Annotated in this window: 22 protein-coding genes and 2 tRNA genes; 19 read left to right on the forward strand and 5 right to left on the reverse strand. The window is 35.0% G+C overall.

Going from position 1 to position 26240, the window contains the following annotated elements; all coding sequences use genetic code 11:
* Positions 1 to 77: 77 nt before the first annotated feature.
* The 5 genes from ligA (at position 78) to C0W29_RS04540 (ending at position 6174) form a co-directional block, all read left to right on the forward strand.
* The gene (gene ligA, locus C0W29_RS04520; RefSeq protein ID WP_045042658.1) at positions 78 to 2096 is read left to right on the forward strand and encodes an NAD-dependent DNA ligase LigA; all 2019 of its coding nucleotides are present in this window, start codon (positions 78 to 80) and stop codon (positions 2094 to 2096) included.
* A 535-nt stretch (positions 2097 to 2631) separates the two neighbouring features.
* The gene (locus C0W29_RS04525; RefSeq protein ID WP_045042657.1) at positions 2632 to 4041 is read left to right on the forward strand and encodes an OprD family porin; all 1410 of its coding nucleotides are present in this window, start codon (positions 2632 to 2634) and stop codon (positions 4039 to 4041) included.
* Positions 4042 to 4174: 133 nt separating this feature from the next.
* Positions 4175 to 4363: a hypothetical protein gene (locus C0W29_RS04530; protein WP_045042656.1), complete on the forward strand. Its 189-nt coding sequence runs from the start codon at positions 4175 to 4177 to the stop codon at positions 4361 to 4363.
* 175 nt (positions 4364 to 4538) lie between these two features.
* Positions 4539 to 5963 (forward strand): glutamate--tRNA ligase, encoded by a 1425-nt coding sequence (gene gltX / locus C0W29_RS04535; RefSeq protein WP_036795724.1) that lies wholly within the window; start codon positions 4539 to 4541, stop codon positions 5961 to 5963.
* Positions 5964 to 6098: 135 nt separating this feature from the next.
* A tRNA-Ala gene (locus C0W29_RS04540) sits at positions 6099 to 6174 on the forward strand.
* Positions 6175 to 6215: 41 nt separating this feature from the next.
* Here the strand turns inward: C0W29_RS04540 and C0W29_RS04545 are convergent.
* Positions 6216 to 6752 (reverse strand): hypothetical protein, encoded by a 537-nt coding sequence (locus C0W29_RS04545; protein WP_045042654.1) that lies wholly within the window; start codon positions 6750 to 6752, stop codon positions 6216 to 6218.
* An 869-nt stretch (positions 6753 to 7621) separates the two neighbouring features.
* Here C0W29_RS04545 and C0W29_RS04550 point away from each other — a divergent pair.
* From C0W29_RS04550 to wecA, 12 genes are all read left to right on the forward strand, one after another.
* Positions 7622 to 9739, forward strand: coding sequence for a polysaccharide biosynthesis tyrosine autokinase (locus C0W29_RS04550; protein ID WP_045044257.1), 2118 nt, complete (start codon positions 7622 to 7624; stop codon positions 9737 to 9739).
* Positions 9740 to 10067: 328 nt separating this feature from the next.
* Positions 10068 to 11273 (forward strand): hypothetical protein, encoded by a 1206-nt coding sequence (locus C0W29_RS04555; RefSeq protein ID WP_146145241.1) that lies wholly within the window; start codon positions 10068 to 10070, stop codon positions 11271 to 11273.
* Between the two features lie 30 nt (positions 11274 to 11303).
* Positions 11304 to 12692, forward strand: a complete 1389-nt coding sequence (locus C0W29_RS04560) for a lipopolysaccharide biosynthesis protein (protein WP_045044258.1) — start codon at positions 11304 to 11306, stop codon at positions 12690 to 12692.
* Between the two features lie 41 nt (positions 12693 to 12733).
* Positions 12734 to 13804: a glycosyltransferase gene (locus C0W29_RS04565; protein WP_045042649.1), complete on the forward strand. Its 1071-nt coding sequence runs from the start codon at positions 12734 to 12736 to the stop codon at positions 13802 to 13804.
* A gap of 6 nt (positions 13805 to 13810) precedes the next feature.
* The gene (locus tag C0W29_RS04570; protein ID WP_045044259.1) at positions 13811 to 14971 is read left to right on the forward strand and encodes a glycosyltransferase family 4 protein; all 1161 of its coding nucleotides are present in this window, start codon (positions 13811 to 13813) and stop codon (positions 14969 to 14971) included.
* A gap of 155 nt (positions 14972 to 15126) precedes the next feature.
* The gene (locus C0W29_RS04575; protein WP_045044260.1) at positions 15127 to 16143 is read left to right on the forward strand and encodes a sugar-transfer associated ATP-grasp domain-containing protein; all 1017 of its coding nucleotides are present in this window, start codon (positions 15127 to 15129) and stop codon (positions 16141 to 16143) included.
* 337 nt (positions 16144 to 16480) lie between these two features.
* Positions 16481 to 17488 carry a sugar-transfer associated ATP-grasp domain-containing protein gene (locus tag C0W29_RS04580; protein ID WP_045044261.1) on the forward strand — a complete coding sequence of 336 codons (1008 nt, stop codon included), beginning with the start codon at positions 16481 to 16483 and terminating at the stop codon, positions 17486 to 17488.
* A 9-nt stretch (positions 17489 to 17497) separates the two neighbouring features.
* Positions 17498 to 18370: an ATP-grasp fold amidoligase family protein gene (locus C0W29_RS04585; protein WP_045042643.1), complete on the forward strand. Its 873-nt coding sequence runs from the start codon at positions 17498 to 17500 to the stop codon at positions 18368 to 18370.
* Positions 18370 to 19377 (forward strand): NAD-dependent epimerase, encoded by a 1008-nt coding sequence (locus C0W29_RS04590; RefSeq protein WP_045042642.1) that lies wholly within the window; start codon positions 18370 to 18372, stop codon positions 19375 to 19377. Before C0W29_RS04585 ends, C0W29_RS04590 begins: the two co-directional genes overlap by 1 nt.
* Before the next feature lie 4 nt (positions 19378 to 19381).
* Positions 19382 to 20494 carry a glycosyltransferase family 4 protein gene (locus C0W29_RS04595; RefSeq protein WP_045042641.1) on the forward strand — a complete coding sequence of 371 codons (1113 nt, stop codon included), beginning with the start codon at positions 19382 to 19384 and terminating at the stop codon, positions 20492 to 20494.
* 10 nt (positions 20495 to 20504) lie between these two features.
* The gene (locus tag C0W29_RS04600; RefSeq protein WP_045042640.1) at positions 20505 to 21671 is read left to right on the forward strand and encodes a nucleotide sugar dehydrogenase; all 1167 of its coding nucleotides are present in this window, start codon (positions 20505 to 20507) and stop codon (positions 21669 to 21671) included.
* A 143-nt stretch (positions 21672 to 21814) separates the two neighbouring features.
* Positions 21815 to 22894 carry a UDP-N-acetylglucosamine--undecaprenyl-phosphate N-acetylglucosaminephosphotransferase gene (gene wecA, locus C0W29_RS04605; protein ID WP_045042639.1) on the forward strand — a complete coding sequence of 360 codons (1080 nt, stop codon included), beginning with the start codon at positions 21815 to 21817 and terminating at the stop codon, positions 22892 to 22894.
* A gap of 67 nt (positions 22895 to 22961) precedes the next feature.
* Here the strand turns inward: wecA and C0W29_RS04610 are convergent.
* A tRNA-Arg gene (locus C0W29_RS04610) sits at positions 22962 to 23038 on the reverse strand.
* A 46-nt stretch (positions 23039 to 23084) separates the two neighbouring features.
* Positions 23085 to 24221, reverse strand: a complete 1137-nt coding sequence (locus tag C0W29_RS04615) for a flagella assembly protein FlgT (RefSeq protein ID WP_045042638.1) — start codon at positions 24219 to 24221, stop codon at positions 23085 to 23087.
* A gap of 146 nt (positions 24222 to 24367) precedes the next feature.
* Here C0W29_RS04615 and C0W29_RS04620 point away from each other — a divergent pair, with 146 nt between their 5' ends.
* Both C0W29_RS04620 and C0W29_RS04625 read left to right on the forward strand, forming a co-directional pair.
* Positions 24368 to 25003, forward strand: coding sequence for a FlgO family outer membrane protein (locus C0W29_RS04620; protein WP_036795707.1), 636 nt, complete (start codon positions 24368 to 24370; stop codon positions 25001 to 25003).
* Between the two features lie 11 nt (positions 25004 to 25014).
* Positions 25015 to 25461 (forward strand): LPP20 family lipoprotein, encoded by a 447-nt coding sequence (locus C0W29_RS04625; protein WP_045042637.1) that lies wholly within the window; start codon positions 25015 to 25017, stop codon positions 25459 to 25461.
* 4 nt (positions 25462 to 25465) lie between these two features.
* Here C0W29_RS04625 and C0W29_RS04630 read toward each other — a convergent pair whose 3' ends face one another.
* Together C0W29_RS04630 and flgM are read right to left on the reverse strand one after the other, a co-directional pair.
* A complete protein-coding gene (locus C0W29_RS04630; protein WP_045044262.1) occupies positions 25466 to 25894 on the reverse strand; it encodes a flagella synthesis protein FlgN in 429 nt (142 codons plus the stop codon).
* A gap of 39 nt (positions 25895 to 25933) precedes the next feature.
* Entirely contained in the window at positions 25934 to 26239 is a 306-nt protein-coding gene (gene flgM / locus C0W29_RS04635; protein WP_045042635.1) for a flagellar biosynthesis anti-sigma factor FlgM, read from the reverse strand.
* Position 26240: the final 1 nt, after the last annotated feature.

Genomic DNA, 26240 nt, shown 5'->3' on the forward strand with positions numbered 1-26240 from the left:
CTATTGTTATAACCGTAATGATTTGAAGTTTTGTTATCAGATTCATTAATCAACATTTTCTTCAGGTAGGAATTGAAATGAGCACCGACCTTCAGCAACAACTTGCCAGCTTAAAACAACAACTCGATTATCATGGCCATCGTTATTACGTTGAAGATAACCCTGAAATACCGGATGCTGAATATGATCGTCTGATGCAACAATTATTGGCGATTGAAGCTGAACATCCCCAGTGGGTAACTAATGACTCTCCTAGCCAGCGTGTTGGTGGAAGTGCGCTTGATGGTTTTACGCAGGTTACCCATGAAATAGCGATGTTGTCATTAGGTAATGCATTTAATGATGATGATTTACGTGACTTTCAAAAACGACTTCAAGACCGGTTACGTGATAGCAGCAGCATTAGTTACTGTTGTGAGCCGAAATTGGATGGCCTAGCGGTTAGTTTAATGTATGAAAATGGGGTGCTTGTGCAAGCGGCAACCCGTGGTGACGGCGCAACGGGGGAAAATATTACTCATAACGTGCGTACTATTGGTGCGATTCCATTGCGGTTACGTGGTGATGATTGGCCACAGCGATTAGAAGTGCGTGGTGAAGTTTTTATGCCCAAAAAAGGGTTTGAGGAGCTTAATGCGACAGCGCTTAAAAAAGGTCTTAAAACTTTTGCTAATCCACGTAATGCAGCAGCAGGTAGTTTACGTCAGCTAGATCCTAAAATTACAGCGACTCGTCCACTCAGTTTTTATGCATATGCAGTCGGTGTAGTTGAAGGACGTGAGTTAGCGGATACTCAATATCAACGTCTATGCCAATTAAAAGCGTGGGGACTGCCAATGTGTCCTGAAATTCGTTGTGTAGACAGTATTGAAGCTGTGATTGAATATCATCAAATGATTGGTGAAAAACGTCAATCTTTAGGATATGAAATTGACGGGGTGGTGATCAAAGTTGATCAATTGGATCTGCAATCACAACTTGGGTTTGTTGCGCGTGCACCTCGCTGGGCAATTGCGTATAAGTTTCCGGCTCAAGAAGAAATGACACTATTAAAAAATGTTGAGTTTCAGGTTGGGCGTACCGGTGCAATTACACCGGTTGCGAAACTTGAACCAGTGTTTGTTGGCGGTGTTACTGTCAGTAATGCTACGTTACACAACGCTGATGAAGTGGCTCGATTAGGGGTTATGATTGGTGATACGGTGATCATTCGCCGTGCTGGTGATGTGATTCCACAAATAGCAGCAGTCGTTGAGTCTCGTCGTCCTGCTGATGCGACTGCTATTGTGTTTCCGACCGAGTGTCCGGTGTGTCAATCGAAGGTTGAGCGAGTAGAAGGTGAGGCTGTTGCTCGCTGTTCTGGAGGCCTATTTTGTCAAGCTCAGCGCAAAGAAGCACTGAAGCATTTTGTATCGCGTAAAGCATTGGATGTCGATGGCTGTGGTGAAAAAGTGATAGAGCAGTTGGTTGATCGTGAAATGGTTACAACTCCAGCTGATTTGTTTAAGTTCAGTGCTGGAGAAGTAACGGTACTTGAACGGATGGGTCCTAAATCAGCGCAGAAGTTAATTGATGCGCTAACGGCTTCAAAGCAAACTACATTAGCGCGGTTTATTTATTCATTAGGTATTCGTGAAGTGGGCGAAGCCACTGCGGCTAATGTCGCGAATTATTTTGAAACCTTAGAAGCAATTAGTCAGGCATCTAAAGAGCAACTAATTAAAGTGCCAGATGTGGGTGAAGTGGTTGCGGCACATTTATTTAATTTCTTCCGTGAACCACATAATATGACAGTTATTGATGATTTATTAGCGCAAGGTATTCATTGGCCTGTAATTGAAAAGCCACAAGCAGGGGTCGAATTACCGCTCGATGGCAAAGTGGTAGTACTGACGGGGTCGTTATCACAATTAACCCGTGGTGACGCTAAAGCTGCATTACAAGCATTAGGAGCGAAAGTAACCGGTAGTGTGTCTAAGAAGACGGATTTATTGGTGGCGGGTGAAGCAGCCGGATCTAAATTAGCGAAAGCTCAAGAGTTGGATATTGAAATTTGGGATGAGCAACAGCTGGTTGATTTGATCGCAAACGCATAAAAATAACATCATTTAATATTTAAGCCTCACTGAAGTGGGGCTTTTTTGTAACCATTGTTTAACAACTTGTGGCGTAAATCGTGGCTAAAAAACTTAATTTTTAAGGTTTATTTAATGGTGGTAATGAAAAATATTTTTGATTGACAGCTGTAGTTTATTATTTTGCATATTGCTAATAGTACTATTTATAAAATACGACACTGTTCACAATAATCATTGATTGTTTTTATAACATGTTGTTTTAAAGGGGTTATATTTAACTTTTGGTTTTGAAATGAAAACATATGACATTGATCACGATAGCGCCAAAAGTTTGCACTCAATCATGTTTTCACTATTTAAAAGTAAGTTCTTATTGATGTTTTGCGCTGCGAAAGTAGTCTTAACGTCGAAGTTAATTAAAAGTTCAATTTAAAACGAAATAATATGAATTGGTTGAAATGATTCGACCGACATATAAGAGATTTACTTGCTACCTTCGGCGGCCAACCTTTCAGGGACAAGTAAACAGCTAATATCTTTTAGGAGTTATTCCATGGAATCAAAGTTTTTTAAAGTTTCGGCTTTAACCGCAGCAATGGTAGGTGCATTATCAGCTGCACCTGTAATGGCAACAGAAGACAGTGCAGCTGGTCCAGAATATGTAACAGCGGTTAATGAGTTTCTTGATGATTCAACATTAGCGGGTGTTGCTGTTGTTGATACGCGTGCTCGTACTCGAACTACTGGCAAACCTGGCGGTCAAGATGGCGATACGTGGAGTCGTCTAAACTATTCTGCTTACAACCTTATTTTAGACTTCACATCTGGTTACCATAATGGTTGGTTAGGTGCTGATGTTGGCGGTTATATCTCTGGTGATTTATACAACGAGAGTGCGCAAAATGGCGATGGCGAATATTTAGCTAACGAAATTTCTACTGCTAAAAACCTTGATTGGGGTTCAGGTGAAGGCAAAACGGTTAAGATCACTAAAGCTGCATTGAAATTTAAAGCAGGTGAGAATGTAGATGGTCGTTTTGGTTTTACTCAAGCAAATGGTAACGGTGTTTTAGGTAACGTATGGTCTTTTGTACCAGGTACCTACCGTGGTGCTGAATTAAATGCAAATATTGGTAACTTTAAAGCAACTTACTTCATTGCTGATAACTACACTGCGCCATGGATTCTAACTGAGCAAGGTTATGCAGATGCTCTATGGGCTGATACTTCTTGGGGTATTGCTCACTCTTTAGGTTTACAAGGTAACGCAACAGAAGATCTATACCTACAGTTTGGTATTGGTCAAGTAACTGATGTTAAGTACCAAAATGGTGTTGACTGGGCTAATAACGTTGTAACTGGTTACCATGATGCTATCGATACAACAGGTTATAAAGTTTACGCTAAGTATAACATCAATGACACTATGTCTATTGCTTATGACTTCTATGGTACAAATGATGACGTACAATATGAAGGTCTAGGTTACACCACGGGTCTATCGTTTAATGCTAAGTTTGGTCAGTTCTCATGGATGACAGATCTTAACTACGCGAAAAGTGATAACGACCGTGATGTTAACCCTCGTATGATTTACACATACGGCATGACTAACGGTACATACTCACTATGGTGGGATGCGCTATCTGATTGGAACAAATCAGGTGAAGTTTCTATCTATAACCGCCTATCATACGATCAAGGTGATGGTTGGAATTACTACTTAGGCTTTGGTTACGGTTCTGGCGGTAAGTCAGCAGCTGAAGGTGCGAAGGGTGATTGGGATTACGAGAGTGAGTACGCGGTTAACGGTACAGTTTCTTACTCAGTACAAAATGGCGCACTTAAAGGTTCTACATTACGTCTACACGCAACAATGCTAGAGCGTGATGAGTATGCTGGTGCAGCTTCTGCAGATGAAACAGATGTACGCTTCCAAGTTATCATTCCTTATACTTTCTAATATAACAATTAGTTAGGTAAGAATTTAAAAGCCCATTTTTATGGGCTTTTTTATTGTCTCAAAAAAGAGAATCTTATTATAAATTATCTTCCTACAATTGAGCTGATTGGCTCAATTAGTTAAAGGTAGGAATATGAGAAAATATATTATTACTATTATTGCAGCTGTTACATTTACTGTAAGCATGGGCGCTTTTGCCAATGGCGGTTCTAATGGTGCTGGAGGGTTTGGTCAAACGTATTGTCATTTATCTAATAATGAAACAATTTTTGTCCCGTGGTTTATTTGTAAGCAGCATGGGGGGGAATCACACGATTTTTAACTTCATAATGGAGAAGGGATTCTCTCATTTTGTTTATATATAGCTATGATCATCACTATTTTACGCTCTATTCCTTCTGATTATTGTAGATTTACCCCACAGTGCTAGAATACCAATCAATAGATTTAGCACAGTAGCTTTTACTGTGTCATCCATCATTCATAAGGTAATCTCAATGACGGTTAAAACTCGCTTTGCACCAAGCCCAACTGGCTTTTTGCACGTTGGTGGTGCGCGCACAGCACTGTATTCATGGCTATTTGCTAAGCACATGGGTGGCGAATTCGTATTACGTATCGAAGACACGGATATCGAACGCTCAACTCAAGAAGCGATTGATGCGATTATGGAAGGCATGGAATGGTTAGAGCTGAATTGGGATGAAGGTCCTTATTACCAGACTAAGCGTTTTGATCGTTACAATGAAGTGGTTGATCAACTGCTAGCAGAAGATAAAGCTTATAAGTGTTACTGCCCGAAAGAGTTGCTTGATGAAATTCGTGAGCAACAAATGGCTGACGGTGTTAAGCCTCGTTATGATGCTAACCACCCAAAAATTATTGCAGCTAATGCGGCGGCAACAGCAGATTCACCATTCTGTATCCGTTTCCGTAACCCGAAAGAGGGCACAGTGATCTTTGATGATAAGATCCGTGGCCATATTGAGATTGCTAACAGCGAGCTTGATGATTTAATCATTCGTCGTACAGATGGCAGCCCAACATATAATTTTTGTGTAGTTATTGATGACTGGGATATGGGTATTACTCAGGTTGTTCGTGGTGAAGACCATATCAACAATACCCCACGTCAAATTAACATCTACAAAGCATTAGGTGCACCAGTACCTGAGTTTGCACACTGTGCAATGATCCTTGGTGATGATGGTGCTAAGCTTTCTAAGCGTCATGGTGCTGTTGGTGTAATGCAATACCGTGATGATGGTTTCCTACCTCATGCATTGCTTAACTATTTAGTACGTTTAGGTTGGTCTCATGGCGACCAAGAAATCTTCTCGCTACAAGAGATGATTGATTGCTTTACGCTTGAGTCAGTAAGTAAATCAGCATCAGCATTTAATACCGATAAATTGTTATGGTTAAACAACCACTACATTAAAACGGCAGCGCCTGAATATGTTGCTAAGTACCTACAATGGCATTTAGATCAAAAACAAATTTCAATTGAAAATGGCCCGGCGATCACTGAAGTGATCACTTTAGTGGGTGAGCGTTGCCATACACTGATTGAATTAGCAGAGCAATCACGTTACTTCTACCAAGATTTTAGTGAGTTTGAAGCTGGCGCGGCTAAAAAGCATTTACGTCCAGTTGCTAAAGACGCATTGGCATTAGCACTTGCAAAAGTTGAAGCGCTTGATGAATGGACAACAGAGAACTTACATACTGTAACGACACAAGTTTGTGAAGAGCTTGAGTTAGGTATGGGTAAAGTTGGTATGCCATTACGTGTGGCGGTTACTGGTCAAGGTCAATCACCATCAGTTGATGCTGTAATGCAATTGATTGGTAAAGAGCGTGTGATTACGCGTATTAAGATGGCACTAGATTATATTGCTGCCCGTGAAGCTAACGCGTAAACATTAGTTATCACACAAAAAGCGAAAGCATAACTTATGCTTTCGCTTTTTTTATAACTAGCGTAAACCGGATCACATTTTCAATTTTACAGTGGTGACATTGTTTAAAAAGAACAATATTATAAACAATATATAGGGGCTATAGCTCAGCTGGGAGAGCGCTTCGCTGGCAGCGAAGAGGTCATCGGTTCGATCCCGTTTAGCTCCACCAAATTTTAAACCTCGTCAGTTAATGGCGGGGTTTTTTCATTTTTAGAACCGAGCATTGATAATCGGGAAAATAGATAGATTCTTACTGACAAAAGTACCTGATTTGTCGTAGTTAATTAAGCCAATTTGTACACCTTTATTGATATGATCTGTAGCATTAATCAAACCAAATTGTAGCCCATTTAAGGAAGCGGCATAGTTAAAGCTACCAAACTGAGCACCAGTAAAATTGCCCCCAGTGTAGTTGACTAAACCAAAATCAGCACCTTTAGCTCTATTGTTATTCCAGTTAGCTAAACCAATCTCTAAGCCAGTCATACTTGATGTCGTATGGTTAATACCAAACGCTAATCCAAGGTTAAGTCCAGTAAAGTTATCAATAGTTGATAAGCCTAATAATGAAAAGTTAATTCCTGTTACTTGGCTTGTTTGCCCATAAAGCACATTTAAACGTACTCCTGATACATTATCAGTCGGTAAATTAACCGTGGGTAGTGAAAGCTGTATAGGTGTTGCAGCCAGTACTGTCGAGGATAAAAGAGTAGCGGTTAATGCAATGGTTACGAGGGTTAACTTCATCTAGAGTCTCAAATTGTCTGTTATTAATTTTTTAAAAACTTATATTAAATATAAGAATATATAGATAGTAACTTTTAGTAAATAAATAAAAGTAAGCTTTAAAATTGATAAAATAAGCATTTGTAGATAATCGATATTTTATTGAAAGCTATTAATGTAACTAATTTTATAATTTAGCAGCCATGATTAATCACAAGCATTTCTTATTGCTATGATATGTATTTGTTTTATATTTAATTGAAATAAATAAAGTATGTATAAATAATATATTCACCAAGCGAATCACTTTGTTTATATATATATATGTAGCAGTGTTTATGGTTTTTTTTAGCACTTAAAATGTTTTTTTTATTTTAATATTCTTTTTGATTTTAATTTATTGTTAGTGATTGTTAACTTGTATCTTGTTGTTTTTGGTGTTTTTTATTTTTTTATGTTGAGTTTTCGGGGTAATTCAAAAGATTTAAATGGTGTTGGATTATTATTTTCTTTACTGTGGAGATGTTTGAAAACAATTGCATGGATTGAAATTAATTAACCATTAAACATTTATTGGTTAATGAATTTTATTATTTAATGTAACTGTTAATTAAGTGCCATATATATATCCTTTATTTTGATGGTTTTATATGGTTATAAATAGATTTAACGAGAAAAAACAAAAGGTGAGGTAAGATTAAGCGAATGAGGGGCTGTAACCTTAGGGCGGTAGCATATTTAATCATTGGTATATATCTTAATTATTTGTCTGTATGACAGCTCATCGTTAAAGTAAATAATGACTTTAGTGTAATTGTTTACTCTTAATTATTTACTCAAAAAATTTTCAAAACTTCCTTTTAGTTAACCATATTGGATTGAAATCATTCATGACTGCCATTAGTAATAAACAAGTAAAGCCCACTTCGACAGCGAATGAAGAAATCGACTTAGGTAAGGTTTTTGGTGTTTTGCGAGATAGTAAAAAATCTATTCTTGCCATTACCATTGTCTTTACTTTATTAGGTCTGATTTATTCTGTTTTTGCGACCCCTATTTATAGATCTGATGTATTGATTCAAGTTGATTCAATAAGTGATGGTTCTCCTGCATTTGGAGAAGCAATGGCAAAAGAATTTACAACAGAATCTTCAGCGGTCACCGAGATAGAGTTAATTAAATCTCGTCGAGTGATTGGTAAAGCCGTAGATAAGTTAAATTTGACAACATCTGTTACTCCAGATTACTTGCCTATTATTGGTAAAGGATTAGCGCGTTTAACCGGGAGCCAGAGTAGTGCAACGGTTGCTCATTTTATGGTGCCTGCTGACGCTCAAAACAATACTTACAAGTTGAAAATTACTAATGCAGATACTGGTGAGTTTGTAGTAACTGATGAAGATAATAGTAATGTTAAGCTAGCAGGTTTTGTCGGCCAGCCAGTTAAAGATCAAGGATATAGTTTATTGGTAACTGCGTTAACGGGAGTTAATAACGACACCTTTACAGTTAAAAAGTTATCACGATTTGATGTTATTGCTGATTATCAAAAATCGCTAATGGCGACTGAAAAAGGCAAAGATACAGGTATTGTTGAAGTCTCATTACAAGGTCAAAATCGATTACAGACTCAAAAGATCCTCAACAGCATTAGCGAAAACTATTACTTAATGAATGCTGATCGAGCAGCAGCTAGCGCAGATAAGAGCTTAGAGTTTTTAAATTCACGCCTGCCGACAATTAAATTAGAACTAACTAATGCAGAAAATAAGCTTAATAAATACCGCGAAGCTAATCAATCAGTAAACATGGAAATGCAAGCGAAGTCATCGCTTGATGAACTTGTTGCTTTAGATGGTCAGATTAATGAATTGAGCTTCCAAGAAGCAGATATTTCACGTAGTTATACTAAAGAGCATCCACTTTACAAAGCGTTAATTGAAAAACGTAATGATCTTCTGGGCCAAAAAACACGTTTAACACGCAAAATTGATCAAATGCCGGAAACACAACGAGAAATCATTCGTTTAACACGACATGTTGATGTTAATCAGCAGACATATATGCAGATCCTTAATAAGATTCAAGAACTTGAAATAGTTAAAGCGAGTAGTTCTGCAAGTGTACAAATTATTGATACAGCATCTAGCAGTGCTAAACCTGTTGCACCTAATCGTATTCTATTAGTTGTTGCCCCTGCAATTCTTGGTTTAATTCTGGGTGCATTAATTGCTCTATTCCGTGTTATTTTAAATAATACAGTTGTTGATCCGCAGCAATTAAAAACAATTGGTCTTCCTGTTTTTGCTTCAGTACCAAAAACACCAAAAGCAAAGAAAACATCAAATGCTATTTTGGCTGAAATTGAGTCAGATGATATTTCAGTTGAAGCACTACGCACGTTGCGCAATCGTATATTTTTAGCAATGGATAGTGCGAATAACAATACAGTATTGCTAACAAGTGCTAGTTCAGTTACTAAATCAGGAAAAACATTTGTGATTACTAACGTCGCAGCATTGATGGCTGAAGCGGGTAAACGAGTGTTAATTATTGATGCTGATATGCGTAAGGGCAAAATTGCATCAGCACTTAATGGCAAGCAAGCTAACGGTTTAGCTGAATTACTTAGCGGTAAAAATGATTTAAAAACTGTGGTGAAAACATCACAAGTTACTAATATGGATTATATTTCTGGTGGTGAAAATGCACATTCACCCGCTGAACTGTTAATGCATAATGAATTTAAAACATTATTAGCATGGGCTGCTGAACATTACGATGTTGTGATTGTTAATTCACCACCAGTACTAGCTGTTGTTGATGCTGCGATTATAGGTGCAGCAGTAGGTACAACAGTAATGGTTGGTTGTTATGGTGCTGATACTTTAAAAGATGTTAAACAAGCAAAACAACAATTTGAAGATAATGGCGTTGAAGTTAATGGTTTTGTACTAAACAACACGATTAAGAAAACAAGTAATCAAGCAGTCTTTAATAAATACTGATAAATTATATTTAAGATAAAATGGTTATGGTGATAGCTTGCCATAACCATTATCATAATTAAGCAACGTAAAGATTTACATCTACTAATCATCCAAGTTAAACTTATTGAATTGTTTTGCTACGAAAATTATTAAAATAATTTTTAGAGTTGATTTTATTAAAACTCATCTTAATAGTCATCATAGTAAGTTTTAGGTTGTATAAATATAATAAAAACGTATTTTTATTATACTTTTTGATTGTAAATATAAATATCATATTACCAAGTTAAATTAATATCTTGGTATTGTATTATGTTAGTTAACCTTATACTGTGATTAAATAAATATGATTTCAAATACTAAAATAAGCCAAGTTGTATTTTGGATATCTGTAGTAATTATCTTTATCGGATTTATGGAAAATATAAATGAGCTAAGATATAACTTAATGATTCCATTAATAGCTATAGGATGGGTATTACACTTTACTTATAGTGATCATAAAATTGATAGTCATAGCACTAAATCTTTTATACTGCTTTCTGGAATAGTTGCACTAATAGCATTACCCTCATTACTAAAAATTTATCCGCATGCACATAATTTAATAAGGTATACCTACTATAGTTTTGTAGTTGGTTTAATTGTTAAATTATTCTCAGTATATAGTACTTTCGTATTCTTAAAAGGAGATATAAATAAATTAGAAAGAATGTTGAAGTATGTAATAATACTAAATTTGTCAATGTTTTTTCTACAGTTTATTGTTGTTTTTGGCACTGGGTATTATATAGATCCACTAAAAGCAATTACTGGGGAACCATCACGGTATGGTGCTCAGATAGTTCTTCCTGTTATTGGTCAAATTTACCGCTGTACTGGATTTTATGAAGAGCCATCAACATATTCTGGATTTATAGCTGTTCTGCTTGCTTGTAAGCTTTATCTAAACCCTAAAGTTGATAAGATAGTAATTTTATGTGCTATTTCAATTATTTTATCCTTCTCAGTTGCTGCTATTGGTTATGGTTCTATTATTATTCTCTACTTTTTATTAAAAAGTAAGGCTAGTTATCTAAAATATATTATATTTTTATTATCACCATTGGCTGTCGCAATTATTGCAGGCATTGCAATTGAACGATTAAACTCTCTTGGTGGTGACGCACAAGATATTCGTGCTAATCTAAATGCTATGGTATTTGCTCAGCAGCTACCGATTTTAATTTTTGGTAATGGTGCTCTAGGAATTATGCCGGCCGCTGCCGATGTGATGAATACTACAGGTGCTGTGTTCCGATTAGGAATTGCATCTTTTAATGATAATGGGATGTGGTTATTTTTTATTATTAAATTTGGATTTTTTGGTTTAGCTGTAATTGGTAGTTATTTATTTGTCAAAACAAAGACATTATTAAATAGAATCATGTTTTTTGTGATACTTTTGACTAAATTAAGTTTTTTATATTTTGGTTTTATATTTTATATTTTCTTAATATTCAACAATAAAGTTGTTTTAGATAATGATAATAAAAACATTGATAATGACTAAACAGATATTAAGTAAATAGAGGAATATATTGTGAATGTTCGCGAATTCAAAGCTTTCTTTTGGAGTTTCGTTGATGGTGTAGGCTCTCAAGGTAGCCAGTTAATTATTACAATTTTATTAGCTCGGCTATTAACACCTGCTGATTTTGGTATAATTGGCTTAATTTCTGTCGTAGTATACTTATCTAATGTTATAGGAAATGGAGGTTTAAATAATAGTTTAATAAGAAAAGATAAATTAACAGCTGATGATTTTACTTCGGTTTTTATATTTAATATTAGTATTGGTATTTTACTATATGTTATGATCTTTTTATCATCTGGTTTTTTATCTAATTTCTTAAATTTACCACAAGCAGAAGTTTATTTTAAAATATATGCGTTAAGTATTGTATTTACAGCTTTTGAGCAGATCCAACGTGTAAAATTAACAATAGATTTAAATTTTAAAACTCAGGCTAAAATTACATTGTTCTCTGTTATTCTTAGCGGAATTGTAGCGTTAATTTTAGCTAAACTTGGGTTTGGTGTATGGGCTTTAATTATACAAGCTGTTTTCTTATCAGTTATTCGATGCTTTATTTTTTGGTATGTAATAGGTTGGAGGCCTACCGGGCATTTTAAAATGCCATTATTATTAGAACATCTTAGCTTTGGATATAAGTTATTGTTAGGTAATGTTATTGATGTAGCCTATAGGTATATGTTTAATTTAGGTATAGGTAAGTTTTATTCTGTAACTGATCTCGGTTTTTATAATCAGGCAACAAAGCTTACAGAAGTACCATCAATGACGATAACAACAATTGTTCGTCGAGTTAATTATCCTATCATTAGTAATTTAAGAAATAATAAAAAATGTTATTTTAATAATTTGATTAATATAGCTTCTTATATTACAGCCATTTATTTACCGGTTTCTTTGTGGTTATCATTCAATTCTCATAACATAATATCGAAATTACTTGGTGAAAAGTGGGTTGATGCGAGTCCTTTTTTATCGATACTAGCTATAGCTTTCTTTATTGTCCCTTTTTCTAATTTATTTGGCAATATATTGTCAGTTGAAGGACGAAGCGATCTATATTTTAAAATAAGATTATTTGTAAAATTAATCCTAAGTGTTTTATTTATCATAATTCATTCTTATGGTATTAATTTTGTGTTGTTTTTTATTGCTTTCGCAACTTTTTTTGAGTGGATTGTTAATATTATAGTTTCATATGTATATTTTAAATTTCCTGTTTTTAAATATCTTAAAAGATTGACCTTTATTATTATTCCAATTATTTGTTCAAGTTATTTAATTAATAATTATATTTTGATAGATACAGTAATAGTTGATCTGGCCGTGAAGCTAACAGTAAGTATGATTATACCTGCATTTATTTTATTTTTATTATCGAGAGAAAAGGTTTAATTAATAGCCTTTATTGACTAGTTATTTTATTTGGTTATGTTATGTCACAAAAAAGTATAGATTTATTTATAGATGCAATAAGAAAAGGTGGAGCTGAACGAGTTTGTGTAAATTATGCAAATTATTTAGCTGATAACGGTTATAAAATACGAATTGTCATTTTTAAAGAATATGAAGATTCTTATATTGATCTTGTAGATAAGCGTGTTGAGATAATATCTTTAGGTTGTCATGATGCATCATCTATGATTAAAAAGATAAAAGCTATAAAGTTCATTTTTTCTGAAACAGTTATAGTCTTTAATCATCAAATGTCCATTGCATTATGGTTCTATCGTCAATTTGGAAGTAAAGATAAATTTAAATTGATATCTCGTAATGTGAATTATCTCAGTCGAGATTTATACACATCAAAAAATTCAATAAAAAAATGGGTGACTATTTTATTAACTAAAATAATCTATCGCCGAATTGATTGTTTTGTTGCTCAATGCAATGATATGAAAAAAGATATGGTAAATTATCTTTCTGTACCTGAAAGTAAAATTACAGTTATTTATAATCCAGTCTCTACTAGTGTTTATAAAAAAGAAAATATAGAGAAAGATATTGATGTACTGTTTGTTGGACGAATAAGCAAGCAGAAAGGCTTACCATATTTAGTCTCTGTTATTGATGGTATTGTTAGTAAAAAACAAGCTAAAGTTTGCATTGTTGGTAAAGGTGTTCTTGAAGATGAATTAGATAAAGAATTATCTAATCTGGAAAAGAAACATAATATTGAGATTTTGCGAGTACGCTCGACTGATGATGTTAATGGTTACTATAATCGTTCTAAGTCTACAATATTAACATCTCTTTATGAAGGGTATCCAAATGTTTTGGCTGAATCATTAACTGCTGGAACGCCTGTTGTTTCATTTGATTGCCAAAGTGGCCCTAATGAAATTATTCGAGATGGAATTAATGGCTATTTAATCCCATGCTTTGATACAGAATTATTTGTTGATAAACTAGAATTGATTCTAAATGGAAATAAATTAACTGACATTCGAGATTTTAATAGTGAAAATAGTTTCAGCATTTTAGAAGAATTGATTAATAAAGAGTAAATAATAATGAATAAAAAAATTCTGGTTATTAGTGATCATCAGGGAGGTGGTGCCGGACATGTAGCAATACAGTCTGGATTATTATTATCAGATCAAGGCTATAACGTTGACTATATTTTTGGTGATGATTTTTTCAAGTTTAATGCTATAGGTTATTGTTGTAACTATAGTGCGATTGATATAATTAGGAAAAAATTAGCAATTAGTAAGCCAGACATTATATTAATCCATAATTTTGATCACTTATGGAGTCCATTGTTTTTGATTGAAATTAATAAATATAAAGAAAAAACGGGGGCAAAAGTAATTATGACTGTTCATGATTATCATATTATATCCGCTTCGAATTCTTTATCTTATTATGAAAACGCTGAGAAAAAATTCTTTAAAGAGCCACCATCATTTAAAGTATTATTGACAAAAAAACTTGATAGACGTAGTTATGTTTATGGTTTGGCGCGTTTAGTACAATGGTATCCATATTATTCTGTATTGAATTTACAAAAAACGTTTGATCATTTTATGTGTCCGAGTGAATTCATTTATAAACAAGTAGTAAAGCGTTTCGATCCCTCTATTGTGAGTATTGTACATAATCCTACATCTGCAACTATTTCATCGTGTCAGCTTGATAATGATAATGTTGTTATTACATTTGCTGGACGTTTAAGTAAAGATAAAGGAATTTATGATTTTATTAAATCAATGGCTGACTCAAAATTAGTGTCACCTAAGAATATTACGATTAATATTATTGGAAAAGGTCCTTACTTTAATGATCTTGAAAAATTAGTAGATATTCTTAAAGCTCAAAATATTACTATCGTATTGCATGGATTACAAAAATTTGAAATTGTTAAATCTATTTTTGAAAATTCAACATATGTATTATTACCTTCATTGTGTTATGAAAATGCACCATTAACCTTGATTGAGGGTGTTTTTGCAGGCTGTAAAATATTAACAATGAATTATGGTGGCATGGCTGAAATTGCAAATAAACTTGACGATTCAATTTTAATGGATGATTTTAGCTCAACATCTATTCAGATGGTTTTGGGAAAATTAAATACAAATAAAGAAAAACAGGCTACATTGAATGATTTTTATCTAGATTATTCTAATGATAGCTATATATCAAAAGTTGAAAAATTATTTCATAATTAAATTAATTCAGTTTCTTTTTGGTACTACAGTATAAAAGGGATTTAAATACTGTTTTACTATTTTAAATATTTATCGGTTTATTAAATAACAATATAATATACATATTCATCGATATATTAAATAACAATATAATTGTTGGTAGTGTAAGGTTTAAAATGAAAAATAGCTTTTTACGTCGTCGTATTTTTGATTTTCGTGCAGGAGTAAAGGATTTAATTTGGGGGATGAAAAATCCAGAATCTTTTAAGCGAAAAAATAATCTCAGTCCAATAATGGGAAGATTTTCATCTCATAAATTTGAGCTGCTTTCGGGCGTGAAATCGAATGATTATCTTTCTGATTCTTTTTATTTTAATCAAATGGAAGGTAAAATAAATAAGTTTGAATTAAGTGATTATTTCAACCATAAAGGTTATTTACCTTCTATTTTACAATCCAATGCGATTCCATTATTGATTAATTATATCTCTGGTGTCGTTTATGATGCTGACGATAAAATTATTGATGTTAGTACTGTGGCTAGCAGGTTACGTAATGATCCTATTAATGAAGAGTTTGTCATTAAAAGGAGTGTTGGTACTGGTGGTGGAGAAAGTGTTGAGATTGGTAATGCTGATAAAATCATCCCGTTCTTTAATCTTTATCGCAAAAAGAAATATGATTTTGTTGTTCAGCCTTTAGTTAAACAACATGATAAATTAGCTGAGTTTAATCCGTCATCACTAAATACAGTGCGTATTATGACATTAGCTTATGATGGTAATGTTCACCATGTTTCAAGTATGGTGAAGATGGGAGGCCCAGGCGGAAGAATTGATAATGTTAGCGCAGGAGGTTTATGCATTGGCATTAAAAATGATGGTTCATTAACAACCTTTGGTTTTGATTGTAACTTAAATAAAACGACGCGCCATCCGCAAACTCAGCTTGAGTTTCCAGATAATTATGAAGTACCTTTCTTTAACGAGATGGTTGAAGTTGCCAGGGAAAAACATAAATTATTTAAGAGCCATGGCATCATTTCATGGGATATTAGTGTTGATAATAATGGTTACGTTACTATTATTGAATGTAATACAGCATGGAGTGGCTTAGAGTCGCATCAAGCATTTCATGGGCCAGTATTTAAAGACCATATGACATATATAAAAAATATTAATCAAAAGCATTAAATAGTATTGTAAAAGAATGATAAATTATCTTTTTTGATAAACATTTAGACTTAATACCCTTTATTTATCCTGAATTTAGAAGTTAGCTCAAATTATTAGTTAATTTATCCGAAAGTAAATGCTTATAATAGTTAACACTTAATGTTGATTTGCTTTTATATTTATATACATAGTTGATCAAATAACTATGTATATAGCAATGATAGATCTTTTTTTTTCATTGTTTTTTTATATGTTTTATTCATGTCATTATTTTTACACTTTAATCTACCAGTGGGTTTGAGATATTTGTTAATAGCGAGATGTGTATAATAAAATTGTTATATAAGGTCAAAGAATGAAAGATAGTTTTCCTCGTCGTTTTGCTTATGAGATTTTAGCAAATATCAGATTTATTAAATATGGTATTAAAAATCCAAAATCTATAAAGTATAAAAATATGTTAAGTCCATTAACTGGTCGTTTTTGGAGTTATAGATATCAAGATGTTTGTGGTATCGAATCAGATAAGTATTTATCTGAGCCTTTTTTTTATAATAGATTAGAGGCAAAAGTTAATGATTTTGGGCTAAATAAATTTCTTGATCACAAAGGTTATATTTCAAATATCTTAAATGGTAATACAGTTGCAATTATCGCAAATTGTATCGCTGGAACTATTTATGATAGTAATGATAAAGTTATCGAATTTAATGATTTAGTCTTATTGCTTGAACGATCTGACCCAAAATTAGAATTTGTTATTAAACGGAGTATTGGGACCGGGGGAGGGAATGGTGTTGAAATTGGAGTTGCAAAGCATATTGTCCCATTTTTAAAGTCCTATTTTGATGAAAAATATGATTTTGTAATTCAACCAGTTATAACTCAGCATGATGATTTGGCTATTTTTAATCCATCATCAATTAATACTGTTAGGGTGATGAGTTTTTCTTATCATGGCAATGTCTATCCTATTTCAACAGTATTGAGAATGGGTAATGGCGGCCGCATAGATAATTCGGCAGCCGGTGGAGTATCTATTGGTGTCGATAATACCGGTAAGTTACGTGATTTCGCTATTGATCACGATTTTAAAAAATACTATCAACATCCGGGAACATCAATTAATTTTTCAGATGGTTATTTTATTCCTTATTTTAATGAGTTATTGGAACTTGTTAAAGATAAGCATAAATTTTTAAAAAGCCACGGTATCATTTCGTGGGATCTGACTGTTGATAATGACGGGAATATGTCAATTATCGAATATAATGCAGGTTGGGGAGAGATAAATTTCCATCAAGCAAATAACGGTCCCATATTTAAAAATCATATCAAATATATTAGATGTATTAATAAGTGAGGTTGTAACGTGGAAAGTCTAGAATTTAGATTGTTCTCCAAGATCATCTCTAAAATACCAATAAAGACACGATTACAAATTTTATTTTTTCGCAAGTTTAAGCGATTTATTAATTTTGATAATCCTCGGACATATAACGAAAAAATTCAGTGTAAAAAGATTGCGGACCGCAGTGAATTATTAACGATTGGTGCTGATAAAATAAAAGCCAAGGAATTCGTTAAGAAAATTGTACCTGAATTATATTTACCCAAAATATTATGGATGGGTGATTCTCCTGAGTCGCTTGATAATTTAGATTTATCAACGTTACCTCAGGACTACGTATATAAAGCTAACCATACTAGTCAGACGCTTGAAATTATTCGTCATGGTAATCATCTTTCTAAATCAAAGATGAAAGGGTTAGCAAAAGACTGGCTGAAAAAAGATCAGTCTGGTGCATTAGGTGAGTGGGCATATGAAAATATTCCACCACGAGTATTTATTGAAGAATATCTTGAGTTTAATGGCCAGGAGCCAGACGATTACAAGTTATATGTTTTCAATGGTAAAGTTGGCTTCATTCAGTTAGATTCTGGTCGCTTTACAAGTATGACCCGTAACCTTTATGACACCAATTGGGAAGAACTTGGGTTTGAGTATCATCACCCTCGTCGTGATCCAGCTCCATCAAGGCCGGAATATATTGATGAAATGATCCGTATTGCTGAAAAAATTGGTCAACGATACGATTTTGTTCGAGTCGATTTATATTTTTACAAAGGAAAAGTAACGTTTAGTGAACTGACTATGTATTCAGCATCAGGGTTTTTAACTATGCCTGATGATTGGGATCTAAAAATCGGTGATCTATGGACACAAAATTATAAGGTGAAATAATGAAATATTTAGTGACTGGTGCTGCAGGTTTTATAGGCGCAAAAGTAAGTGAAGAATTATTAAAAAAAGGTCATGACGTTGTTGGTATTGATATCATCAATGATTATTATGACGTTGCGTTAAAAGAATCACGCTTAGCACCACTACTAAAAGACAGTAGATTTGTCTTCAAGAAAATTGATATTGCTCATTCTCAAGATGTACTTGATTTATTTGCTGCCGAAAAATTTGATCGCGTTGTTCACCTTGCTGCTCAAGCTGGTGTGCGTTATTCGATTGAAAATCCAATGGCATATGCCGATAGTAACCTTGTAGGTCACCTGAATATTTTAGAAGGTTGCCGTCATAATAATGTTGCTCACCTTGTTTATGCATCATCAAGTTCAGTATATGGCCTTAATGCGAAAACACCATTCTCAACTGCAGATACTGTTGATCACCCTGTTTCACTTTATGCTGCGACTAAAAAATCGAATGAGTTAATGGCTCACTCGTACTCGCATTTGTACAATATGCCGACCACTGGATTACGTTTCTTTACTGTTTATGGTCCTTGTGGTCGTCCAGACATGGCACCCTATATTTTCACCAAGAAAATTTTGGATGGCGAAACTATTGATATTAACAATAATGGTGATATGTGGCGTGATTTCACTTACATTGATGATATTGTTGAAGGCGTTATTCGTATTGCAGATGTTATCCCTACTCGTAATGATCAGTGGACGGTTGAAGAAGGAACGCCAGCTTCAAGTTCTGCGCCGTACAGTGTTTATAACATCGGTCACGGGAGCCCAATTAATTTGATGGACTTTATTAAAGCCATCGAAGCTGAATTAGGTATTGAAGCCACTAAGAATTTCCGTGGCATGCAACCTGGTGATGTGTACCAAACTTACGCTGATACGCAAGACTTATTCAAAGCAACTGGCTATACCCCTAAAGTAGGCGTTAAAGAAGGCGTTGCGAACCTCGTTCGTTGGTATAAAGAATTTTATAATAAGTGATCCCATGGCGAAGATAGCTATATCTGCCAATACGAGTTGGTATTTATTTAATTTTAGAAAGAACACTATATTAGCGTTAATCGAAGCTGGTCATACAGTGACGGCGATTGCTCCTCGAGATGATTATTCAATAAAGCTTGAACAATTAGGGGCGCGATTCATTGATATTGATATTGATCAGGGTGGCACGAACCCGGTTAACGATACTAAAACTTTTTTTGCGTTTAATAGTATTTTCAAGGCTGAAAAGTTTGACGTTGTACTAAACTTTACCCCTAAAAATAATATTTATGGCACCGTAGCGGCATCTAAAAATGGCACGAAAGTCATTAACAATATTGCCGGTCTAGGCATTATTTTTATTAACGAAAATTTGACAGCAAAAATTGCACGCGGCTTATATAAATTTAGTCAACGTCGTGCAGATAAAATTTTCTTTCAAAACGAAGATGATCGCGGATTATTTATTGATAATAAGTTGGCGGATATTTCAAAGACGGATCGTTTACCTGGTTCTGGTGCCGATCTCTCACGCTTTGCAATATCACCAGCGGCTGACGATGGCGTGGTGAGCTTTTTATTAGTAGCACGGATGCTGTATGACAAAGGTATTGGTCATTATGTTGAAGCTGCTCGTGAATTGAAGCAACGCTATGGCGATAAAGTACAATTTAATTTACTTGGCTTTCTCGATGTCAATAATCCTTCAGCAGTGTCAAAAGCTGAAATGCAAGTATGGGTTGATGAAGGTATTGTTAACTATCTTGGTTTTTCAGATAAGGTCGAAGAAGAGATTGCTAAAGTAGATTGCATGGTATTACCTTCTTTTTATCGTGAAGGTGTTCCGAAGTCATTACTTGAAGCGGGTGCAATGGGAAAGCCGATTGTTACAACAGATAATGTTGGTTGCCGCGAAACTGTCGATCATGGTGTAAACGGCTATCTTTGTCAGACACGATCAACAGTAAGCCTAGTGGAAATGCTCACTAAAATGATTGAGCAAACTCACCAAGAACGTCTTAATATGGGCTTAGCGAGTCGCCAGAAAATCGAAAATGAATTCGATGAAAAGATTATAATTAACAAGTATTTAACAGCCATTGAAAGTATTATCTAAGAGAGATTTGATGAAAATTACTATTGCAGGTACAGGCTATGTAGGTCTGTCAAATGCCATGCTATTGGCACAAAACAACGATGTTATTGCAGTTGATATTATCGAAGAAAAAGTAAATCTTCTTAATAATAAAAAATCACCGATTGTTGACCGCGAAATTGAATATTTTCTAGAAAATAAAGAACTTAGCTTTGTTGCAACGCTTGATAAGCAAATGGCTTACAAGGATGCTGAATATGTTATTATTGCAACGCCAACAGATTACGATAGCGTTAATAACTATTTCAATACTTCTTCTGTAGAAGCTGTGATTCAAGATGTGTTAGCGATTAATCCTGATGCTGTAATGATTATTAAATCAACAGTGCCAGTTGGTTATACTAAAGAAGTTAAAGAAAAGTTTGGCTGCGATAATATTATATTCTCGCCTGAGTTCTTACGTGAAGGCCGTGCACTATACGATAACTTATATCCATCACGCATCATTGTTGGCGAGCAAAGCGAACGCGCAATGGTCTTTGCTCAGTTATTGCAGCAAGGTGCTATTAAAGAAGATATAGAAGTACTGTTTACTGACTCAACAGAAGCAGAAGCAGTGAAACTATTCTCAAACACTTATTTAGCAATGCGTGTGGCTTACTTTAATGAGTTAGATACTTATGCTGAAACCAATAATTTGAATGCGCGCCAAATCATTGAAGGTGTTGGCTTAGACCCTCGAATTGGTAATCACTACAATAATCCATCATTTGGTTATGGCGGCTACTGTTTACCAAAAGATACTAAGCAGTTACGTGCTAACTATAAAAATGTACCTAATAGTATTATTGGTGCAATTGTTGATGCTAATACAACTCGTAAAGACTTTATTGCTGATTCTATTATTAGCCGTAATCCAAAGCGTGTCGGTATATATCGTCTTATTATGAAGTCTGGATCTGATAATTTCCGCGCTTCAAGTATTCAAGGTATTATGAAGCGTATTAAAGCTAAAGGTATTGAGGTTGTTATTTATGAGCCAGTACTTGCAGACGCTGAATTTTTCCACTCTAAAGTTATTAAAGATTTAAACCAATTTAAACAAGAGTGTGATGTTATTGTTTCTAATCGTATGGCTGAAGAATTGAGTGATGTAGCTGACAAAGTTTATACTCGCGATATATTCCAAGAAGATTAATTATAATAACAATCAATGAGTTTTTATCTTGGTATTAATTTAATTGATTAATGATCGCAATTAACTGAAACAGTAGGGAATTAAATGTTCGCTATTGTTTCTTTTTATTTGCGGAATGTATACGATTTAAAAAAGTGTTTGTTATGTTTACTGGATATTGTTTTATATTTATCTCATCATTGATATTTTTATTTGTGATGAGAGTTATAGCAAAATTTGTTGGTTTAGTGGATAAGCCTAATGAGCGAAAACATCATAAAGGAGCAATTCCTTTAGTTGGTGGTATTTCTATTTTTGCTGCTATATCAGTTACCTTTTTATCATTTCTACCCCATACCCGCGATTTATATTTATATTTAAGCTGTGCTTTAGTGCTGATTATTCTTGGGGCATTTGATGATCGTTTAGATATAAGTTTTAAAATACGCTTAATTGTTCAAGCAGCTATTTCTCTCGCCATGATTGTGATTGGCGGACATAGCTTACATAATCTTGGCTTTTTAATGGGTAGTGAAACGATTCATTTATCGGCTTTCATCAGTTATATTATTACTGTTATTGGTGTTATTGGTGCAATCAATGCATTTAATATGGTTGATGGTATTGATGGGTTATTAGGTGGGTTAGCTGCGGTTACTATTGGTTCGATGGGCGTTGTTTTCTACTTATCTGGTAATACTTACTTAAGTACAGTTTGTGGCTTGATTGTGGTAGCGATCATTCCTTATATCATGCTTAATCTTGGTATTCCATTTGGCTCTAAAGCAAAAGTCTTTATGGGTGATGCTGGTAGTATGTTTATCGGTTTTACCGTTGTATGGTTATTGATTAAAGCAACTCAAGATCCTGCGTCATATGCTTTTAAGCCTGTATCTGCATTATGGCTTATTGCGATCCCATTAATGGATATGGCTACAATCATGATTCGTCGTATTCGTAAAGGCCAGTCACCATTCAAGCCGGATCGTGAGCATCTACATCATATTTTTCAACGTCTTGGATTATCATCACGTCAGACATTATTAACTATTTGTTCAATGGCATTAGTGTGTTCTGTGATTGGTCTATGGAGTGATTATATTGGTATTTCAGAATCAACAATGTTCGTTGCTTTCTTAGTGATGTTTGTGTGTTACTTTACTGCAATTAGTCATATTTTTCGTATTGTGACTTTTGTTCGTAACATACTGGGTATCAAAACGCATAAATCAAGATCTCGTTAATTAGTCAATACTATCCCAGAAACGACAAAGGCTTAGCAATCGAAGATTACTAAGCCTTTGTTAAATATGGCGCTCCCTGCTGGAGTCGAACCAGCGGCCTTCCCCTTAGGAGGGGGACGCTCTATCCATCTGAGCTAAGGGAGCATTCGCACAGTATACGCGAAAATTAGCAGAGTTTAAGAAAATAGTATCATTGATTCAACTGCTTGGTTAGTAAATCACCAGGTTGGATACTTGAAGCCAGTTGTGGTTGGTTAACGCGAAGTTCTGCCGACTTTTCATAGACGCGATCAACGGTTAAGGTAATTGCGGTTTCAACCATGCGATTACGTGGAATTCCCTTTTGATCGATAAACCCAGCACTATGCCATAATTTAAGTTGATCGCCATTCCGTACGCCATGTACTCGGCCAACATTGATTTGAGCCACACCCTGATGAATATTAATGATTTCAGGCAAGCTAGCACGACACGAAAGTGCACTTTCAATATCAAGCATCATATTTTGAGTAATGCGCTGAATACTTTGGCCATAGGGTGAGACCCAAAAACGTGCGCTTTTAGTATCAACATGACTTGTGCGAGCAAAAGGCCATAAGCCAATATCACGGTAGCTATTTTGATAGATCATTTCACCGGTTTTGCCATCCATAATATCTAAGCTAACAGCAAACTGACGGTTAATGGTGTCAGCTTGTAATAAGTGATCATCAACGGTGGCTGAAATATCAGTGATCTCGCCACTGACTAAATATTGTGCGTCATTATCTTCAGCTAGCATCATCATGGCATCGGCATGATTGGCGCTAAAAGGGACTTGAGTAATTCCCGTAACTAAAAAACTTTGTGAACGTCGCTGAATGTTTTTTTGTAATACTGTTGAAAAATCTTCACCTAATCGATAAATACTCCCCATTGCCGCCTGTTGAGGCTCTGCTAGTGAAAACCTCCCCAGTAATAATCCTTTCTTATATTGTACCTTGTGGCAACTTTTTGCCGAAGGGTAAATATCTATTCTGGCTGTGACATACATTTTGCCGCCAGCATCTTTTTGTTCTAGCACACTGATATGCCGAATCTCATTGCCACTAAAGCGGTATTGTTGCCGATCTTCTTGTAAATAAGTTTTGAGCTGCGGTAGGCTCGCAATCTCACCGCCAGTAAATGTCATCGCTTGAAATACAGCATTCTCTAACGCATTCACTCGTGCTGTGGCTTTACTTTCAAGAATGATTGCTTCGCCTGTCACTTGTACCCATTGCGCGTTACTGGAGTTTGAGATCAGTAGGCACAATGCGCTCAAACAGATTAATATTTTTTTATTCATAAAAGACCAGTTTAGGTATGTTTTTTGCTTTAATCGAGACATAGCCGTAAAGGAATGCAAAGAGTGTTCCCAATTGGTGTTTATCATTAAAGAAATTGTGTTTGTGAACGATATATTTTTTATCACGCGTATCGAGAGTGGCAAAAATGAACAATATTATACTGGTGGTGTGTGCGCTGTTATTAACAGCCTGTGCAGCACCCCAAGTTTATAACGGTAAAGAGCAATTTTCCTCAGCAGGGTATTCATTAACAACAACGCCACGCCATACAGTTGATTACTTTGTTGAAGGCCTTACTAATCAGTTGATTGAATCAAATCAATATTTAACCGCCAGTACTCCTTTAGCGGTGACTTCATTTGTTGATTTGCAAGATATGGGAGCAACTAATTGGCTCGGAAATGTCGTCAGTGAAAACTTTATGTTTCAAATGCAGCAGCGCGGTTTTACGGTGGTTGATTATAAGTCAACAGGCGTGATTAAAGTCACTCGTAATGGTGATTTTAGTATTAGTCGAAATTGGCAAGAGCTATCTGCACAACAGCCTGTTGACTATGTACTTACTGGTACCATGTTACGTCAAAGTGGGGGGGTGTTGGTGAATGCACGTATTATTGGTATGCGATCGCACGTAGTGATTGCCACCGCGCAAGGCTTTTTACCTGCTGAGCGTATTGGGCGTGATTTAGACTTCATGAATAAGATTCAACTTCGTAATGGCGTGATTATGCGTACTGAACTACAACAGCCGACTACTAATAATGTGGTACTGCGACCTTAAGGATAAGCTCAATGACTCAATGGCTAATAGTAATATTATTGGTAGTAATATCAGGATGTTCAACTTCAAACGGTGGGCTTAATCCTGATTTAACTCATAGTAATGAAATCGTGTCTGCGGTTGGTTATGCATCAATAAGTGAACAAAGTGGTCGTACTCAAGAAGAAAAAAGTTTACGGGCTATGCGAGCATCCAAGCTAGATGCTTATCGTGAGCTTTCTGAGCAAATTTATGGTCTTCGAATATCTGCTACGACGTCGTTATCGAACCAACAATTAGGGCCTGAAAATACCGATGGTGCGGTTGATGGTATTATTCGTGGCGCGAAAGTGATCCGCAGTTACCCTGTTGGTGATAGTTATGTGACGGAAATGGAATTGAATCTAGGTTTAATGGAGCGCATGAAACAACACGGTGAAGTGTTTCATGTGCCTAATAATCAGCAAGTGATGTTTTAATTTATCAGGCTTTAAGGTTGGTGCCTAATGAGCGTACATTTTGCGCCTTACCATCACAATTATAGGTCATTTGATGGCGACCGCGACTTTGCTGAAAGAGGTTATTGAGTTTATGAAAACTCAATTGTGCCCGTTGTAATACTTCGCCATTGATGTCATTACGCTGTTTACATAACGTAACCAGTTGCTGAATTTGTTCAACTTGTTGGCTAAGTTGGGCATCATCATGCAATTGTTGCCGTTGCGGATGATTGGCAATTAAATAATCATGCTGTTGAACACTATTAATGATCGCAAGCTTTTCTTTAGCAAATTGTTCTATTTCTAATGCTCGTCGATGAGCGATGGCTATTTTTTCTTGGTTGAGTAATTCAGCAAGTGATACCAAAGCTGCATGTTGAAGCTCAAGCAATTGCTCAATAGTGTATTTCATAACCAAGATCCTTACAGTGAATGCACAATAACATTAGTCTTAAAGACCATTAAGTTCATCTTCAAATTTAATCATGTTATTAGCAAGTTTATCGGCATCAATAGTATAACTGCCATTGGCGATTGCTTGTTTAATTTCAGCCACTTTTGTGGAGTCAAAGCTGGTTTCAGCGGCTAATTGTTGATGGATTTGACCAACAGCTTTACCTTGAGAGCTTAATGATACCGCATCGTGCTGTGGTTCTACCGTTGTTGTTGGCGTATTCTCTGTCGCTGTTTTGGTATGATTAACAGTACGAGTTGTGTTTAGTGGTTGCCCACCGCGTAAATGATCAATACTTGTCATA

The sequence above is a fragment of the Photobacterium kishitanii genome, assembly GCF_003026355.1.
Taxonomy (GTDB): domain Bacteria; phylum Pseudomonadota; class Gammaproteobacteria; order Enterobacterales; family Vibrionaceae; genus Photobacterium; species Photobacterium kishitanii.

Bases quoted from the DNA above. Each gene is read 5' to 3' on its own strand.
- ligA (WP_045042658.1), top strand. From the start codon at position 78: ATGAGCACCGACCTTCAGCAACAACTTGCCAGCTTAAAACAACAACTC.
- C0W29_RS04525 (WP_045042657.1), top strand. From the start codon at position 2,632: ATGGAATCAAAGTTTTTTAAAGTTTCGGCTTTAACCGCAGCAATGGTA.
- C0W29_RS04530 (WP_045042656.1), top strand. From the start codon at position 4,175: ATGAGAAAATATATTATTACTATTATTGCAGCTGTTACATTTACTGTA.
- gltX (WP_036795724.1), top strand. From the start codon at position 4,539: ATGACGGTTAAAACTCGCTTTGCACCAAGCCCAACTGGCTTTTTGCAC.
- C0W29_RS04545 (WP_045042654.1), bottom strand. From the start codon at position 6,752: ATGAAGTTAACCCTCGTAACCATTGCATTAACCGCTACTCTTTTATCC.
- C0W29_RS04550 (WP_045044257.1), top strand. From the start codon at position 7,622: ATGACTGCCATTAGTAATAAACAAGTAAAGCCCACTTCGACAGCGAAT.
- C0W29_RS04555 (WP_146145241.1), top strand. From the start codon at position 10,068: ATGATTTCAAATACTAAAATAAGCCAAGTTGTATTTTGGATATCTGTA.
- C0W29_RS04565 (WP_045042649.1), top strand. From the start codon at position 12,734: ATGTCACAAAAAAGTATAGATTTATTTATAGATGCAATAAGAAAAGGT.
- C0W29_RS04570 (WP_045044259.1), top strand. From the start codon at position 13,811: ATGAATAAAAAAATTCTGGTTATTAGTGATCATCAGGGAGGTGGTGCC.
- C0W29_RS04575 (WP_045044260.1), top strand. From the start codon at position 15,127: ATGAAAAATAGCTTTTTACGTCGTCGTATTTTTGATTTTCGTGCAGGA.
- C0W29_RS04580 (WP_045044261.1), top strand. From the start codon at position 16,481: ATGAAAGATAGTTTTCCTCGTCGTTTTGCTTATGAGATTTTAGCAAAT.
- C0W29_RS04590 (WP_045042642.1), top strand. From the start codon at position 18,370: ATGAAATATTTAGTGACTGGTGCTGCAGGTTTTATAGGCGCAAAAGTA.
- C0W29_RS04595 (WP_045042641.1), top strand. From the start codon at position 19,382: ATGGCGAAGATAGCTATATCTGCCAATACGAGTTGGTATTTATTTAAT.
- C0W29_RS04600 (WP_045042640.1), top strand. From the start codon at position 20,505: ATGAAAATTACTATTGCAGGTACAGGCTATGTAGGTCTGTCAAATGCC.
- wecA (WP_045042639.1), top strand. From the start codon at position 21,815: ATGTTTACTGGATATTGTTTTATATTTATCTCATCATTGATATTTTTA.
- C0W29_RS04615 (WP_045042638.1), bottom strand. From the start codon at position 24,221: ATGAATAAAAAAATATTAATCTGTTTGAGCGCATTGTGCCTACTGATC.
- C0W29_RS04620 (WP_036795707.1), top strand. From the start codon at position 24,368: ATGAACAATATTATACTGGTGGTGTGTGCGCTGTTATTAACAGCCTGT.
- C0W29_RS04625 (WP_045042637.1), top strand. From the start codon at position 25,015: ATGACTCAATGGCTAATAGTAATATTATTGGTAGTAATATCAGGATGT.
- C0W29_RS04630 (WP_045044262.1), bottom strand. From the start codon at position 25,894: ATGAAATACACTATTGAGCAATTGCTTGAGCTTCAACATGCAGCTTTG.
- flgM (WP_045042635.1), bottom strand. From the start codon at position 26,239: ATGACAAGTATTGATCATTTACGCGGTGGGCAACCACTAAACACAACT.